This is a genomic window from Cryobacterium sp. SO2 (genome assembly GCF_026151165.2).
Lineage (GTDB): Bacteria > Actinomycetota > Actinomycetes > Actinomycetales > Microbacteriaceae > Cryobacterium.
Genome location: NZ_CP117849.1, coordinates 403,250 through 419,092, shown reverse-complemented (window position 1 = coordinate 419,092; position 15,843 = coordinate 403,250). Strand labels below are relative to the sequence as shown.

16 protein-coding genes are annotated in these 15,843 nt (G+C 69.1%); 10 read left to right on the top strand and 6 right to left on the bottom strand.

From position 1 onward, the window contains the following. Positions 1 to 14: 14 nt before the first annotated feature. Positions 15 to 653: a ScbR family autoregulator-binding transcription factor gene (locus BJQ94_RS01985; protein WP_265400667.1), complete on the bottom strand. Its 639-nt coding sequence runs from the start codon at positions 651 to 653 to the stop codon at positions 15 to 17. Between the two features lie 238 nt (positions 654 to 891). Here BJQ94_RS01985 and BJQ94_RS01980 point away from each other — a divergent pair, with 238 nt between their 5' ends. After that, a complete protein-coding gene (locus BJQ94_RS01980; RefSeq protein WP_265400666.1) occupies positions 892 to 1,185 on the top strand; it encodes a PLDc N-terminal domain-containing protein in 294 nt (97 codons plus the stop codon). A gap of 7 nt (positions 1,186 to 1,192) precedes the next feature. On the opposite strand, the gene BJQ94_RS01975 is transcribed toward BJQ94_RS01980, so the two are convergent. Then, positions 1,193 to 1,738 (bottom strand): universal stress protein, encoded by a 546-nt coding sequence (locus BJQ94_RS01975; RefSeq protein ID WP_265400665.1) that lies wholly within the window; start codon positions 1,736 to 1,738, stop codon positions 1,193 to 1,195. 107 nt (positions 1,739 to 1,845) lie between these two features. Then, on the bottom strand, positions 1,846 to 3,276 hold the full coding sequence (locus tag BJQ94_RS01970; protein WP_265400664.1) for a protein kinase: 1,431 nt from the start codon (positions 3,274 to 3,276) through the stop codon (positions 1,846 to 1,848). Positions 3,277 to 3,455: 179 nt separating this feature from the next. Here BJQ94_RS01970 and BJQ94_RS01965 point away from each other — a divergent pair, with 179 nt between their 5' ends. The 9 genes from BJQ94_RS01965 to BJQ94_RS01925 all read left to right on the top strand — a co-directional run bounded on the left by BJQ94_RS01965 (position 3,456) and on the right by BJQ94_RS01925 (position 12,618). Further along, entirely contained in the window at positions 3,456 to 4,376 is a 921-nt protein-coding gene (locus BJQ94_RS01965) for a hypothetical protein (protein ID WP_265400663.1), read from the top strand. A 25-nt stretch (positions 4,377 to 4,401) separates the two neighbouring features. Further along, a complete protein-coding gene (budA, locus tag BJQ94_RS01960; RefSeq protein WP_265400662.1) occupies positions 4,402 to 5,133 on the top strand; it encodes an acetolactate decarboxylase in 732 nt (243 codons plus the stop codon). Between the two features lie 121 nt (positions 5,134 to 5,254). Continuing rightward, positions 5,255 to 6,049, top strand: a complete 795-nt coding sequence (locus BJQ94_RS01955; protein ID WP_265400661.1) for a GntR family transcriptional regulator — start codon at positions 5,255 to 5,257, stop codon at positions 6,047 to 6,049. A gap of 201 nt (positions 6,050 to 6,250) precedes the next feature. Next, positions 6,251 to 7,378: an ABC transporter substrate-binding protein gene (locus BJQ94_RS01950; protein ID WP_265400660.1), complete on the top strand. Its 1,128-nt coding sequence runs from the start codon at positions 6,251 to 6,253 to the stop codon at positions 7,376 to 7,378. Positions 7,379 to 7,380: 2 nt separating this feature from the next. Beyond that, complete coding sequence (locus BJQ94_RS01945) at positions 7,381 to 8,184, top strand: ABC transporter ATP-binding protein (RefSeq protein ID WP_265400659.1); 804 nt, start codon at positions 7,381 to 7,383, stop codon at positions 8,182 to 8,184. Between the two features lie 17 nt (positions 8,185 to 8,201). After that, positions 8,202 to 9,056 carry an ABC transporter permease gene (locus BJQ94_RS01940; RefSeq protein ID WP_265400658.1) on the top strand — a complete coding sequence of 285 codons (855 nt, stop codon included), beginning with the start codon at positions 8,202 to 8,204 and terminating at the stop codon, positions 9,054 to 9,056. Between the two features lie 54 nt (positions 9,057 to 9,110). After that, positions 9,111 to 10,439, top strand: a complete 1,329-nt coding sequence (locus BJQ94_RS01935; RefSeq protein WP_265400657.1) for an NtaA/DmoA family FMN-dependent monooxygenase — start codon at positions 9,111 to 9,113, stop codon at positions 10,437 to 10,439. A 47-nt stretch (positions 10,440 to 10,486) separates the two neighbouring features. Further along, the gene (locus BJQ94_RS01930) at positions 10,487 to 11,881 is read left to right on the top strand and encodes an MFS transporter (protein WP_345893465.1); all 1,395 of its coding nucleotides are present in this window, start codon (positions 10,487 to 10,489) and stop codon (positions 11,879 to 11,881) included. After that, complete coding sequence (locus BJQ94_RS01925) at positions 11,878 to 12,618, top strand: SDR family oxidoreductase (RefSeq protein WP_265400655.1); 741 nt, start codon at positions 11,878 to 11,880, stop codon at positions 12,616 to 12,618. Before BJQ94_RS01930 ends, BJQ94_RS01925 begins: the two co-directional genes overlap by 4 nt. Before the next feature lie 102 nt (positions 12,619 to 12,720). Here BJQ94_RS01925 and BJQ94_RS01920 read toward each other — a convergent pair whose 3' ends face one another. Genes BJQ94_RS01920 through BJQ94_RS01910 form a run of 3 tightly spaced genes read right to left on the bottom strand, consistent with a single transcriptional unit; the run spans position 12,721 to position 15,780 of the window. Beyond that, entirely contained in the window at positions 12,721 to 13,008 is a 288-nt protein-coding gene (locus BJQ94_RS01920) for a helix-turn-helix transcriptional regulator (protein ID WP_265400654.1), read from the bottom strand. 25 nt (positions 13,009 to 13,033) lie between these two features. Next, complete coding sequence (locus BJQ94_RS01915; RefSeq protein WP_265400653.1) at positions 13,034 to 14,377, bottom strand: class I SAM-dependent methyltransferase; 1,344 nt, start codon at positions 14,375 to 14,377, stop codon at positions 13,034 to 13,036. Next, the gene (locus BJQ94_RS01910; RefSeq protein ID WP_265400652.1) at positions 14,374 to 15,780 is read right to left on the bottom strand and encodes an FAD-binding oxidoreductase; all 1,407 of its coding nucleotides are present in this window, start codon (positions 15,778 to 15,780) and stop codon (positions 14,374 to 14,376) included. Before BJQ94_RS01910 ends, BJQ94_RS01915 begins: the two co-directional genes overlap by 4 nt. Positions 15,781 to 15,843 lie beyond the last annotated feature (63 nt).

Here is a 15,843-nt window from a genome sequence, read left to right as displayed (position 1 = left end):
GTCTGGGAACGGACTCACCCCCAGATGTCGGCCATCTCCTGCGGCAGGGTCCGCAACTGGTCCCATCCCTGGGGCACCAGACCGGGCAGCACGAACGACCACATCTCCACCACTCGCTGCGTGAGGTCGGCACGCTCGGTGAGCACCCCTGACACCACTTGCACGCCGGTGAAGGCCGGGCTGATGAAGTGCGCGGCGGCCGCCACGTCTACATCGGGGCGCACGTCTCCGTCGAGGATCGCCCGCCGCAGCAGCAGCTCGCAGGCGGCCATCCAGTCCTCATAGGGCGTCACAACGGGTGCAGAGAGACTGCTCGATTCCATCGTGAGACGGATGCCCGCGCGCGACACCGCATCGTCACGCACCTGCTTTCCCAGTTCGAAGGTGAGGCGCATCAAGACGTGCAGACCCGGCTGGTCGCTGTGCAGCAGCTCGTCGCCGAGCGCGATCGCCCGCTCGTGCTGGGCGGCGATGATCGCGAGCGCGAGCGCCTCCTTCGACTCGAAGTGGAAGTACACCGCCCCCTTGGTGAGCCCGGCGGCGGCACAGATGTCCGCCATCGACGCGCCCCCGTAGCCGGCCGCGCCGAACACATCGGCGGCGGCGCGGATGATCGCCGCACGGGTTTCGACGGCGCGGGCCTGTTGGGTCATGGTGCTCCTCGAACCGGAACGGGCACCCGGCGGCACGGCGAGACCCGGGGCGACATCGTTCGTCAATGAATCATACCGTTTGGTATGCTTTGGGCAGGCCGGGCGAACATTCCGGGGGGAACCTGTTTTCCCGGCCGACGACACTGCACCGCCGCAACACTGCACTGCCGCACCACCGCACCATCCGCCCCGCGTCGACGCCGGGCACCATCTGCCGGGATCGAGGGGAAACCGACGAATGACAACCACCATCACACTCCAGCTGGCCTTGCGCCGGGAGACCGCGGACGGCAACGTGCTGGACGGTGCCGGCGTGGACGGGGCCCAGCTGAGTGCCGTGATCGGCCTTGCCCTTCTGGTCCTGGCCCTGCTGGGCGCCGTGCTCCTCATCGTGGCCGCGCTCCTACAGGTGACCCAGGCCATCCACCTCAGCGAACCTGCCCGCACCCGCTGGGTGCTCACTGTGGTCTTGGCACCGGTGTTCGGCGCGCTCGCCTGGTTCGCGGTGGGCAACCGCGTGCAGACCGGCTGACCGCGGGTCAGCCGCGTGCGGCCTGCGGACGCACCACGAGCACCGGGCAGTCCGCGTGTCGCACGCACTGCTCGCTCACCGAGCCGAGCAGCATCCCGGCCAGTCCCCCGCGCCCGCGGGAGCCGACCACGAGCATCCGCGACCCCTTGGACACCTCGATGAGCGTCTTCGCCGGGCCGCCGAGCGCCACCCGGTACTCCACGGCAAGGCCGGGATGCGCCGCCACGACGGCGGCCGAATCCTTCATGAGGCGGTCCCTCACGGCGCCGGCGTAGTCGGAGTACGACGACACGTAGCCGAACTCCCAGTTCGCCGGGCGCGGAGCCGTGTCGATCGACCAGGCCCGCACGACCGTCACGGGCGCGGCCAGGCCGGCGGCCAGGTCGAGGGCCACCGCCAGCGCGTGGTCGGCGTCAGCCGAACCGTCGTGCCCGACGACGATGCCGGCGCGTGGTCCCGGTTCCTGGGCCGGTTGTGCGGCGGCCTCTGCGTGCACCCCCGCGGCATCGCCGGTGGTGCCCCGTGTTCGTTCGGCGCCCGTGTCAGCATCCATGATGACCTCCTGCCGCGGGAGGCGGCGAATCCGATTCCTGCGGTCACCTCCCATTCAACCGCTGCGCAGCCGCCGCCGGAAGAGCGGAGTGGAAGTCGGGCAGCCGGTCAGCCCAGCAATGCCCGGCGCTCGAGCAGCGCCGCGCGGCTGTCCAAGCGCAGCTCCAGTTCGCTCATCACCATCGCGGCCAGGTCTTCGAGGGTGGCCATCTGGGCGGGCGTGAATTCGCGCGGTTCGTAGTCGATCAGGCAGAAGGTGCCCAGGTTGTGGCCGTCGCGGGTGGTGAGCGGCACACCGGCGTAGAACTGCAGGCCCATGTCGCCGGCCACCAGCGGGTTCGCGAGCGCGCGGGGGTCGCTACGGGCATCCGTCACCACCCACGGTTCGTTGTGCAGGATGGCGGAGGCGCACAGGCCGGCGTCACGGTCGATCTGCTCCACGCCGAGCCCGTGGCGCGACTTGAACCAGATCCGGTCGTAGTCCACCACGCTCACGAGCGCGATCGGCACCTGGAAGATCCGCGCGGCCATACCGGTGATCCGGTCGAAGGCGCCATCCGGCGGGGTGTCAAGCAGGTCGTAGCGCCGCACGGCATTCATCCGGCCTTCCTCGTCGGCGGCCTCCGGGGCGCCGAGGCGGATGGCGCGGGTCGCCGCGGCCATCTGCAGCGGCGTTTCGGCGCGGTGCCGGCCGGAGGCGCCGATGATCAGCTGGCGCATGGCCAGCACCAGGTCGTGCACGAGCGGCCGGTCACGCGGGTCGAGGGAGGTCATCGCGGCGATCAGGCCGGCCCAGGCCTGCGGCACGCTGTCGGGGATGGCCGGGTCGTTCATCAGCCGGGCCAGTGCCGATGGCACCGCGGAGCCGGGGAACGCGACCTCGCCGGTGAAGCACTCCAGCAGCACCAGGCCGAGCGCGTACACGTCGCTGGCCGGGCCGACGGGTTCACCCTTGGCCTGTTCAGGGCTCATGTAGTGGGCGCTGCCGGTGGCGGAGCCAGCCGCCGTGAACCGTTCGGACTCGGCGAGCAGGGCGATGCCGAAGTCGGTGAGCTTGGCCCGCGTGCGGGAGTTGTCGCCGTTGTAGTCCACCATCAGCACGTTGGCCGGCTTGACGTCACGGTGCACGACACCGCGGGAGTGGATGTATTCCAGTCCCTCGGCCAGGTCGTAGCCCAGCTGAGCGATCTGCCGCACCGGCAGGGGGCCTGCAGCGAGTTTCCGCTGCAGGTCGGCGCCCTCGACGAGTTCCATCACCAGGTAGATGCGCGGCAGGGCGGGCACGCTGCGGTCGACGGCCGCATCGAGCAGGGTCACCAGGCTGTGGTGGCTGAGTGAGGCGAGGATGTTGACCTCGTCCTCCTGGCGGCGCACGTCGGCGACCGCCGTGGCGTTGGCCAGGAAGATCTTGATGGCCACATTGCGGCCGAGGAACTCGTCCCTGGCCTTGTAGACGGCGCCCATGCCGCCCTGGCCGATCAGCTCAAGCAGCCGGTACCGGCCTCGCAGCAGGCCTGTCGCTGCACCGTTCTCCGGCACGTTCCCCGCCTTTCCTGAAGAGCAATCATATCCGGCCGGATGCCTCAGGCCGAGGCTCGCCGACCGCCGCCGCCGACAATCGTTAGATGCCCGTAATATGCCCGCCCGACCCGGGCTGGGGGTGTCGCTTCGCAGCCCCCTCCCACCCGGCGTCGGTGTGCCTTCGATAGTCTCGAATAATGAGGTTCTTCGAGCGCCACCGTCTGTCCGCGCTCGCGACGGCGGCGGTTCTCGTGGTCACCCTCGGCGGTGCCGCCCTCGTGAACGGTGCCGTGCGTGCGGAGCCGGCAATCGTGGTGCCCGTCGCGGCCATCGCCACCGACGAGATCGACCTGGCCGCCTTCCAACCCGGCCGCATCGTCAGCGACTTCACCTTCTTCAACGCCGACGCCATGACCGAGGCCGAGATCCAGACCTTCCTGCAGTCGCGCAGCTGCACCCGCTCCGACAGCTCCCCCTGCCTCTGGGAGTACCGCGAGAGCACGGTCAGCCAGCCCGACGCAGGCGCCGGCCACTGCGCCGCGTACACCGGCGCGGAGCACGAACGCGCTAGCCGCATCATCAGCAAGGTCGCCACCGCCTGCGGCATCAGCCCCCGGGTGCTGCTGGTGCTGCTGCAGAAGGAGCAGTCCCTGCTCAGCCGGCCGAGCGAGTCCGGGTACCTGCGCGCCACCGGCTACGGCTGCCCCGACACCGCCGATTGCGACGCCGACTACTTCGGCTTCTTCAACCAGGTCTACAACGCCGCCTGGCAGTTCCGGCAGTACACCCAGGAGCCCGACCGCACCTACCAGATCGGTGACGTCGAGGTGGGGTACAACCCCGACGCCGCCTGCGGCACCAGCGTCGTCGACATCCAGAACCAGGCCACCGCCAACCTGTACAACTACACGCCGTACCAACCGAACGAGGCCGCCCTGGTCGAGTCCGGCACCGACGGCGACGGATGCTCCACGCACGGCAATCTCAACTTCTGGCTGTTCTACACGGCCTGGTTCGGCTCGGCGGACACCGACCCGTACCCGGATGTCTTCGATGCCTGCCTCAACTACGCCAACGGCCAGCCCTGCCGGGCGCCGGAACTGATCCCCTCGCTGTAGCCTCTCGTCCCGTTCAGGAGCACCCATGGAACAGCCTCCCACCGGCCGCCACCTCGTCTATCAGACCAGCCTGATGAGCGCCCTGCTCGACGGCATCTACGACGGCGACACCACCGTGGCCACCCTGCTCGAGCACGGCGACTTCGGCCTGGGCACTTTCAACGCCCTCGACGGCGAGATGCTGATCCTCGACGGTGTCTGTTACCGGATGCGCGTGGACGGCACCGTCGCGCCCGCCGCGGCGGACGACCTGAGCCCGTTCGCCGTCGTCACCGAGTTCGTCCCCACCGTCAGCATCCCCATCGACGAACCGATGACCCGCGACGAGGCCGTTGCTCTCATCAACGCCACCCTGGAGAGCGCGAACTACCTCTACGCGGTGCGGCTCACCGGCGAGTTCGAGTGGGTGCGGGTGCGGGCGGTGCAACGGCAGGAGAAGCCGTACCAGCCCATGTCCGAAGCCATCCGCGGCGAGAAGACCCTCGAGTTCGGCCGCTCCACCGGCGTCGTCGCCGGTTTCCGCACCCCGCTGTACGGGCAGGGCATCGGGGTGCCTGGTGGGCACGTGCACTTCATCGACGACGCCAGGCAGCACGGCGGCCACGTGCTCGACTTCAAGCTTCTCTCCGGCACCATCGAGATCTGCATCGGCACCGACCTGCACCTGGAGCTGCCGCTCACGGCCGCGTTCAAGAACGCCGAGCTCAGCCCGGACAACCTCGCCGACCAGATCGAGCAGACCGAGAACCACCGCTGATCACTGTCACCCTGGTTCGGCGATCTGGTCGGCGAACGTCACATTGCCGAAACCAAATCGATCCCCCGGCTCACTAGCGTCGAAGCATGACCCCTGCAGCCCGCGCCCGGCACCGCGCCCGATGAGCACCCTCCCCCGGTCGGAGACGGCCCAGACCGAGCTCGCCACCGCACGGCTCGGCGAGCGCCTGCGCCGTGGCCACACCATGCAGAAGTCGCCGCACCGGGTCTACGCGCTGCTCCGCGCCGCCATCCGCTCCGGTGAACTGCCCGCCCACTCCAAGCTGGACGAAGCCGCGCTCGTACACGAACTCAGCACCAGCCGGAACGCCGTGCGGCTGGCCCTGCAGAACCTGGCGCTCGACGGCCTCGTCAAACGCCAGCCCGGTGTCGGCACCGTCGTGGTCTCCGGCATCAACGCGTTCCCGATCTTCGAGTGCATCGAAGCCGTCATCGGCGCCACCGCGGCCCTGCACCTGCTGGAGACCCGTGACGTGTCCGCCAACGCCTACCTGCGCAGCCGGTTCGGTGACAGCGGGTCCACCCTGCGGATGTCGGAATTCCTGATCCGCACCAACGGGATCACGGTGGGCATCTTCTCGCGCTACGGCCGCGGCCCCGCGCCGGTGCTCGAAGCGGCGGAGCCCGTGCTCTCGCCCGACAACATCAGCTGGTACCGGCGCATCCACAATGAGCCGCCCGGCGACATCAGCGTCACCGTGGAGGCGACCAGCGCCGACGAGCGCACCGCCGAGCTGCTCGGCGTAACACCGGGCTACCCGCTGCTGGTGCGGGAGACCCTGTACTCCGACCTCGACCAGCGCCCCGCCGAACTGCACATCGCCCACTTCGACAGCAGGAAGGCCGCCGTCACGGCCAACGTGGGTGACCTCAAGCTCGCCTGGAAGACGGCGTAACTCCCGCTCCACCACCGCCAGGGCCGGTCCGCACGGGCCACAAGGCCCGGAATCCGGGGTTTTCTCACCCCGGCGAGACGGCGTAACTCGGCCGACACCCTCGCGCAATCAAACCGCGTACCTGCGCTCCGTAACGTGGCACGCACACAGACGATTGCTGGAGTTTCCAGCACCGACCCGATGATTGCGAGAGGCCCCCCCATGCGCGAATTCCGACGGCTCCACCCCTCCAAGGCTCGCTGGGCCGGCACCGCCGCGCTCGCGACCGGCGCCCTGCTGCTCTCTGGCTGCGCCACCGAGACCACCGCCGCCAGCGACCCCGCCGCGGTCGAGTGCGAGACCACGACCGAGTCGAGCCTGCTGCTCTCCACGGCCGACCTCGACATCTCGTACATCCCCTACGGCATCCTCGCCGACGAACTCGGCTACTTCGACGACGAGTGCATCGACATGACCATCGACGTCACGGCCACCGGCGGACCGCAGTCGCTGCTCGCCGGGCAGACCGACTTCGCCATGACCGGTCCGGAGCAGCTCGTCGCCGCGAACAACGGCGCGGCCTTCGGCGCCAAGACGATCTACAACTACATCCCCAACCTCAACATCTACCTCGGCGTGCTCGCCGACTCCGACATCGAGTCCACCGCAGATCTCGCCGGCGCCACCATCGGTCTCGAGGGCACCAGCCCCATGTACGACGCGTTCCTCACCAAGTCGCTCGAACCGGCCGGCCTCGGCCTGGCCGACATCAGCACCATCGTCACCGGCTACGGCGCGACGCCGGCCGAGGCGCTCAAGTCCGGCGATGTCGACGCCGTGCTCTACTGGCCCGGCATGTTCACCTCGTGGGAGGCTGCAGGTTACGACACGCGCATCCTCGAGGGCACCGAGTGGAGCGGCGGGTTCGACGGCATCGGCCTCTCGGCCACCGACGAGACCATCGCGGACAAGCCGGAACTGGTCGAGGGCGTCTCCCGCGCCATCGCCAAGTCGATGGTCTACCTGCAGAAGTTCCCGGAGAGCGCCATCAAGATCTTCTGGGCGGCCTACCCGGAGCGCGCCCCGCTGCCCGGCGCCGACGAAGACGAAGCCCTCGCCCGCGACCTCGCGGTGCTCGACTCCACCCTCACCACCATGGGCGCCAAGGATCACGACGCGGACTACACCTGGGGCATCCAGACCCTCGAGCGCTGGACCAACCAGATCGCCTACATGGAAGAGGCCGGCACCATCACCCCCACGGCCGAGGTCGACCCGACCCTGTTCTTCTCCGCCGACCACATCGAGGCCGCCAACGACTTCGACCACGACGCGATCACGGAGCAGTAGGGATGAGCCTCCTCGACAGCCGAAGCAGCAACAGCGTCCTCCGGCGTGACGGCTCCATCGATGTGCAGGATGTCTCGATGGAGTTCAACACCCGGGATGGCGGCACCATCCACGCGCTGACCGAGTCGAACCTGCAGATCCCGTCCGGCCAGTTCGTGTCGGTGCTCGGGCCCAGCGGCTGCGGCAAGTCAACGCTGCTGCGGATCATCGCCGGGCTCGCCACCCCCACGGCCGGCGCGGTGCACATCGGCACCGAGCACGTCACGGGGCCGAGCCGGCAGGTGGGCATCGCCTTCCAGACGCCCTCGCTGCTGCAGTGGTACACCGTGGCCGAGAACATCGGCCTGCCGGCCAAGCTGGACAAGCGCAACAACAAGGCCGCGGTCGAGGCCAGGGTCGAGGAGCTGCTCGACATGGTCAAGCTGAGCGGCCTGGGCGGCAAGTACCCCCGGGAACTCTCCGGCGGCATGCGGCAGCGGGTGGCCATCGCCCGCTGCCTGGTGAGCGACCCGGCGGTCATCCTCATGGATGAGCCGTTCGGGGCGCTCGACGCCATCACCCGCGAGCACATGCACGACGAGCTGCTCTCGATCTGGCAGGCATCCGGTGCAACGGTCTTCTTCATCACCCATGACATCAGCGAGGCGGTCTACCTCTCCGACCGCGTCATCGTGATGTCGCCCCGGCCGGGGCGCATCGTGGCCGACCTCACCGTCGACCTGCCGCGCCCCCGCGGCGAGGCGACCCGCCAGATGCCCGAGTTCGCCCGGCTGGCCGCCGAGCTGCGCGAACACATCACCCACTGACGCCCCGAGGATCGATCATGACCGTGCTCACCAGCCCCATTTCCACCTCAACCCCCGTCGCCGCACCCACCGTGGCGCGCGGCGCGCGCGCCGCCAGATCCGCCCGTTGGGCCGTGCGCCGCGTCGTCGTCTTCGTCATCTACGTCCTCGTGGCCCTCCTGGCCTGGCAGGCCGTCGTCTCGATCTTCCAGATCGAACCGCTCGTGCTGCCCGGCCCGATTCCCGTCCTCGACGCGCTCTGGAGCCAGGTGCAATCGCCCGTGATCTGGTCGGCCACCTGGGTCACCTTCCAGGAGGCGATGGTCGGTTTCGCCGTCGGAGCGGCGGCCGGCATCGTCCTGGCCATCGCCCTCGCGGAGTCCGACACCCTGTACCGGCTGGCGAACCCCTACATCGTGGCCTTCCAGGCCGTGCCGAAGGTGGCCCTCACGCCGCTGTTCATTGTCTGGTTCGGCTTCGGCATCTGGTCGAAGGTCGTGCTCATCGCGGCCTTCGTGTTCTTCCCGGTGATGGTGAACATGTACGCGGGCCTCCGCAGCACCACCGATGAAGAGGAGGAGCTGATGCGGGTGTCCCACGCCACCCGCTGGCAGCGCCTGAAGCACCTGCGGCTGTACAAGTCGCTGCCGTTCCTCTTCGCGGCCTTCGAGGCGAGCTTCGTGCTCTGCCTCACCGGCGCGGTCTTCGCCGAACTGCTCGGCTCCGGCACGAGCGTCGGCCTCGGCACGATGCTGCAGATGTACACCGCGCGGCTCGACGTGGCCGGGATGTTCGGCATCATCACCCTGCTCGCGCTCTTCGGGGTGCTGCTCGATGTGGTCGTGAAACTCGCCGCCCGCTACTACCTCCGCTGGGACCGCCCCGTCCGCTGACGCCCGCGCGTTCCCGCATTTTCCTTCGCACCACTTCACGAACGGACCTCCGTCATGCCCTCATCCGAGTTCAAGCTCATCTGCGACCTGTCGCTCATCCACACCAACGCCAAGTGGCGCTACCCCGGTTCGTGGAGCGGCTACGCCCCCTACGGCGACCCGGCGATGTACCTCGACATCGCCCGCATCCTCGAGCGCGGCAAGTTCGACGGCGCCTTCTTCGCCGACGTGGCCGGCACCCCGATGGTGAACGGCTCGATGGACGAGACCGTTGAGCTCGGTGTGGCGTGGCCCCGGCACGACCCGATCCCCATGGTCGCGGCCATGTCCACGGTCACCCAGCGGCTGGGCTTCGTCACGACGATGTCGATGACCTACAACCACCCCTTCCACACCGCCCGCATGATGGCGAGCCTCGACCACGTCACCCGCGGCCGGGTCGCGTTCAACGCCGTGGTGAGCGGCTTCCCCCAGGAGGCGCAGAACTACGGCTACGACACCACACCTGACCACGAGTGGCGCTACGAGCGCGCCACCGAGTTCCAGGAGGTGCTGACCAAACTGTTCAACTCGGTCGAACCGGATGCGATGCTCTGGAACCGCGAGACCGGCCAGGTCGCCGACCCCGCCAAGGTGCACCGCATCGACCACGTCGGCGAGCATTTCAAGGTGATGGGCCCGCTGCCCACCGCTCCGTCCCCCCAGGGCCGGCCGATGCAGGTGATGGCCGGGCAGTCCGGTAGCGGCATGAAGCTGGCCGCCACTTACGCCGACCTGCAGTTCGCCCAGGCGAACAGCGCCAAGGGCAAGGCAGCCCACCGGGCCAAGCTCGAAACGGCCGCCATCGCGGCCGGTCGCGACCCCAAGAGCGTCGGCATCGTCTGGGCCGGCGCGTTCGACGTGGTGTCTGGTCCGTCCGAGGCGAACGAGAACGCCCGTCGGTACCGCGAGTCTTTCCCCGACCGGATGCCGCACGTGTTCCTCAGCCAGTGGTGGGGTCTGGACGGCTGGCCGCTCGAGCCCGACGCCTACGTGCACGAGACCATCAACGCCGTGCGCGCCGCGGGAGCCGCGCCCAACTGGGGCTACCTCGACATTGCGATGGAGGCGTGCACCCCCACGACCACCATCAAGGAGTATGCGCTGCAGTGGCTCGTGGAGGGCGCCGAGTATGTCGGCACCCCCGAATTCCTCGCCGACTACATGGAAGAGGCCTTCCACGCCGGCGGCGGCGTCGGCGGGTTCATGATCGCGCCGCGCTCCGGCGCCCCGGCGGGCATCGCCCGTTTCGTCGACGAGGTCATCCCGGTTCTGCAGCACCGTGGTCTGTTCCGCAAGGAGTACAAGCACGCCACTATGCGCGAGAACTTCCAAGACCAGTGAGCGCGTCTGAACGCCTGAGAGATCCCGCCACCGGCCCCGCCGGGGCCATGACCAACAGCACGCGCAACCTCGCCTTCGGTGCCCTGGTGCTCTCGCTGTTCTTCGCCATGGCCTCGAACACCATGGTGCTCACGGGCATGCCGCAACTCATCGGCGATCTCGGTGGAACCCAGACCGAGTACACCTGGATCGTCACCACCTCGCTGTTGTTGCTGACCGTGACCACCCCGGTGTGGGGCCGCCTGGCCGACCGGGTGTCGCGCAAACGGCTCGTGCAGGTCGCCATCGTGATCTACTGCGTCGGCACCATCGCCGCCGGGCTATCGGTCGCACCGTGGATGATCATCGCCTGCCGCGCGATCATCGGCATCGGCGCCGGCGGCATCGTCACCGTGGTGCAGCTGATCGTCACCGACCTCACCACGCCAGAGGAACGGCCGCGCTACTTCGGCTACCTCGGCGCGGTGATGGCCGCCGCCGCGGTCGCCGCGCCCGCGCTCGGCGGGCTCATCGTCGACGTGGGCGGATGGCGCTGGATCTTCTTCGCCACCTTCCCGCTGGCCGTGATCGCGTTCACCCTCATCACGGTGCTCGTGCGGCTGCCCCCGCCCACCCCGCAGACCGCTGCCCCGTTCGACCTGGCCGGCGCGCTGCTCACCCTCGGCACCGTGCTGCTGGCCATGGTCTGGATCACCGTGATCGCGCCCGCAACCGGTTGGCTGTCGGCCACCTCGCTGGTCATCGTTGGCGTGCTCGTCGCCCTGCTCCTGGTGGGGCTCAGGGTGGAACGCCGGGCCGTTCGTCCGCTGGTGCCGCCGGCGCTGCTCGCGCCAGGGCCCCTGCTCGGCGTGCTCGTGGCCTCGGTCACCGTGGGCGTCGCGACCTTCGCCGCCTCGGTCTATCTGGCGATGTTCTTCCAGAACGGGCTCGGTCTCAGCGCCGGCGCATCCGGTCTGCTGCTCGTGCCGATGTCGGCCGCGACCCTGATCGGCTCGCTGCTGGCGGGCCGCACCATCTCCCGCACCGGCCGGGACAAGCCGATGCTCCTGGCCGGCGCCATCACGGTGGCGGTCGGGCTCGCCCCGCTCGCACTCGTCCCCGACCTCGCCAATCCCGTCGTGGCCGCGGCCGCGGGCCTCGTGATCGGCGGCGGTGTCGGGATGCTCTCGCAGCAGCTCGTCGCCACCGGCCAGCGGTTCCTGCGGCCGGCCGACCTCGGCGTGGGTTCCTCGCTGATCCTGTTCGTGCGCAGCCTGTCCACTGTGCTCGCCCTGTCGGTTTTCGGCATCGTCATCGCGACGGCGCTGGCCGGACAGGCCGGAGCCGACGGGTACCTCGCCGGCACGCAGGCGGTCTTCCAGATCTGTGCGGTGATCGCCCTCGCCGGCGTCGCCGCCGTGGCCGCCCTGCCCGGTTCCCGCCGTGCGGACACCCCGTCATGAACGCACTCGCAAGACAACGAATCGTCGTGACCGGCGGCGCGAGGGGCCTCGGCGAGGCCATGGCCGTGGCGCTCGCGCAGGCCGGCGCCTTCGTCATCGTCGCCGACATCGACCCCACCGCCCTGGCCGGGATGCTCGACCGGCACCCCAACGAGCGCGCGCTGTTGCACCCGAAGGTGCTCGACATCACCGACGAGGATGCCGTGGCCGCCTTCGCGGAGAGCCTGTTCACGGAGCACGGCGGCGTGGACGCCGTGTTCGCCAACGCCGGAATCGTGCTTGTGCGCCCCTCGGCCGAACTGCGAAACGCCGACCTGCAGCGGGTGTTCGACATCAACGTGCTCGGCACCTTCGCCACCGCCAGGGAGTTCGGCGTGCGCATGCTCGCTCAGGGCCACGGCAAGATCATCATCACGGCGTCGCAGGCCGGCACCAGCGGCGCCGCGGAGTGGACCGCCTACTGCGCCAGCAAGGCCGCCGCCATCAGCATCACCCAGTCGCTCGCCTCGGAGTGGGGCCCCACCCTCACGGTGAACGCGATCGCCCCCGGCGCCGTGCGCACCAACATCAACGCCCACGTGATGAACGACGAGGCCGCGGCGGCAATCGCCGCCGGCACCCCGGCAGGCCGCTTGGCGGAGCCTGAGGACTTCGGCCCGCTCGCGGTCTTCCTCGCCGGCCCCGGCGCCGACATGATGAGCGGCGCCGTCGTCGTCATGGACGGCGGAGCCCGCTAACCCCTCCCGCTGGTCGAGCCTGTCGACGCCGTGCTGAGCCTGTCGAAGTAGACCCCGCATCCCGACCTGTGCAGGCCCGCCACGGGATCTCGACAAACCCGATCAGCGGATGTGGCCCGTTCCGTGCCCCGGCCACAGCGCCGCATCCAGCCCGCGTTCGAGCTTGGCGATGGTCTCCATGTCCGGCCACGCCCGCCCCTCCAGGATGCCGATCAGCGTCGCGTGGTTCATCCCGCAGGCCTCGGCGGCGCTGCGGATGCTCCTGGCCCCGATGGCTGCGCGCAGGTTCGCGGCAAACACCCGGGCGACCTCTCCGATCGCATCGCTCGCGGGCCCATCCGGCCACGCCGCGACCAGCTCATTGGGCTTGAGGCGCATTGTGCGGGACATTCCCCCAGCGTAAGGGCACGTCGACCTAGGGCGTCCACCACGGCCGCAACGGCAGCTCTCCGACATCGCCCTGGTGGGGCCTACTCAGCAGTACCTGGTGCAACTGAATACCGTTGCTCTCGAATCCGAGCCGCGATCCCGCCATGTACAGACCCCACACTTTCGCGGTGGGGAGCCCCACCTCGGCGACGGCCTCGTCCCAGTGTTCGACGAGGTTGGCGCACCAGTCGCGCAGGGTCATCGCGTAGTGCTGCCTCAAGTTCTCTTCGTGCAGCACCTCCAGGCCGGTGTCCTGAGCATCACTGATGATCCGGCCCGCGCCGGTGAGCTCCCCGTCGGGGAAGACGTAGCGATCGATGAATCCGCGCGCCTGGGGTTGGTGGTGGTTCTCGGGCCGGGTGATGCAGTGATTGAGCAACAGCCCGCCGGGGCGCAGCCGGGACTGCAGAAAGGCGAAGTAGGACGGATAGTTGCGCCTGCCGATGTGCTCGAGCAGCCCGATCGACGACACCGCGTCGTAACCGGTTTCCGTGACATCGCGATAGTCGGCGTGACGCACCTCGGCCAGATCGCTCAGGCCCTCGTCTGCGATGGCTCGCTGCGCCCACCTGGTCTGTTCGGTCGACAGCGTCACACCGGTGGCCCGCACGCCGCGGCGAGCGGCGTAGCGCACCATGCCGCCCCAGCCACAGCCGACGTCGAGCAACCGGTCGCCCGGTCTCAGCCGCAGCTTGTCGAACACGAGCCGGTACTTGTTCTCCTGCGCCTCCTCGAGCGAGGCGCTGTCGCGCGGGTAGCAGGCGCAGGTGTACGTCATCGACGGACCGAGCACCCACTCGTAAAAGGTGTTCGAGACGTCGTAGTGGAGGTGGATCGCATCGGCGTCCCGGGACTTGCTATGCCGGATTCCCCCGGCGATCCTGCGCCACCGGGGCTGCGCCTCCTGGGGCGGCGGCGCTATCGGGCGCAGGTGTTCGATGCCGATGGAGCGGATGATGTCGGCCAGCATCCGTGCCGGTGGGCGCGTGAAGACGAGGCTGTCGGCGAGCGCCTTGAGCAGTTCGTAGGGGTCGCCAGGGTGCACACCGCGGATGTCGAGGTCACCGGCGATGTAGGCGCGGGCAAAACCGAGGTCGCCGCGGCCGGTGGCGAGGTAGCTCGTGCCACGCGGGGTCCGCAGGTCCAGCCCGAACGGCGCGTCGGGCGGTCCGGCCGAACTGCCGTCGTAGGCGGTGAACCGGAGCGGCAGCCGGCCGCCGGCCAGAATCTCCAGCACCTCGGCGAGGGTGAATTTCGCCGCCGTCCCCGGTTTCCCCCTCGCATCCGCCGGCGACGCTGGCTTCGTCGAGCGCTCTTTGAACGTGGTCATCGTCGCTGCACCGCCTTGGCATAGAGGTCGAGGAGACGTGAGTCAGGGTCGTATCGTGTTTTCACTGCCCGGTAGCTGTCGCCGCCGTAGAGTTCGTCGAACTCCGCCCGGGAGTAATAGGAGTCGGAGTACAGCGACTTGTGCCCGTGGAGTTCGGTGACCCGACGCTCGATCAGCCGGTTCGTCTCGCCCTCCTGTGGCCCGATGGGCACAGTCCCCCAGAAGCCCACGTTGACGTAGGTCTGGTTCGTCTTGATCGGGTACAGAGGCCAGCCGTCGCCGGCGCTGTCGGCCGTGTCGCTGCTGACCCGACGCAGCCGCAGTGGGCACAGCCAGATCGGCACGATCGGCACAGTCGCCAGGAACCAGTCAAGGTACTCTGCACACCGCGCGAGGGGAACTTCGACATCCTGCACGACGCGTTCGCGCGGCGGCCGGCCGCCCAGCTTTTCGATCCGGTCGCCGATCCGAAACCGTTGTTCGTACTTCATCAGCGTCGAGTAGAAGCGGCTGCTCCGATAGGCCTTCGGCCAGATGCGGCGGATGCGTGGATCCTGGGCGCCGAACGGCTTGGAGCACCAGAACCAGTCGGCGTCCCACCGCCACAGGTAGTCGTGAATGGTGAGGCGGTCATCCGTCACGCCGTTGTCGTGCTGGATCGAGCGGTAATAGATCTGCTGGCCGGTGTAGTCGCTGACGGCACCGTGGGAATCGGTCTGCACGCCGACGCAGAGGTAGCTCTCCTCGGCGCTGAACACCACTGCGTCCAGGTAGTCGATCGCCACCCCGTCGAGCCGGCCGGTCTGAACGATGCGGCCCATCACCGTGACCAGGTCGCTGAGGGAGTGGAAGCGCAGGTGCCGGAGGGCGACGAATGGCTTGACCGGCTCCAGGTCGATGCGCAGGCGCACCGCGTACCCCAACGTGCCGTAGGAGTTGGGGAAGGCCCGGTACAGATCCGCATGCTCGGTGGGCGACACGGTGAGCACCTCCCCCGTGCCGGTGAGGATGTCCATCTCGAGCACCGACTCGTGCGGCAGTCCGTTGCGGAACGAGGTCGACTCGATACCGAGACCGGTGACGGCGCCGCCGAGCGTAATGGTCTTCAGCTGCGGCACGACCAGCGGCGCCAGGCCGGCGGGAAGGGTCGCGGCGACGAGGTCGTCGTAGGTGCACATGCCAGCGACCTCCGCCGTCCGCGCCTCGGCGTCGACGCTGATGACCCCCGTCAACCCGGAGGTATCGAGGCCTCTGACGTGGGCCTTCGTGCGCGTTCGAAACAGATTGGATGTCGGTTTGGCCAGCCGGACCGAGTCCGTCGCCGGCACGGCCCGGTAGCTCGCGAGAAGCCGCTGCACGCCCTCGGCGTGAGCGACCCGGGTATCAGCTGGAGCGACGGACACGCCCCCACGGTAGCCCGCAACCGCTCTCGAGGCGACGGCTGCAAAAGGGCGGATGCCGAAGCA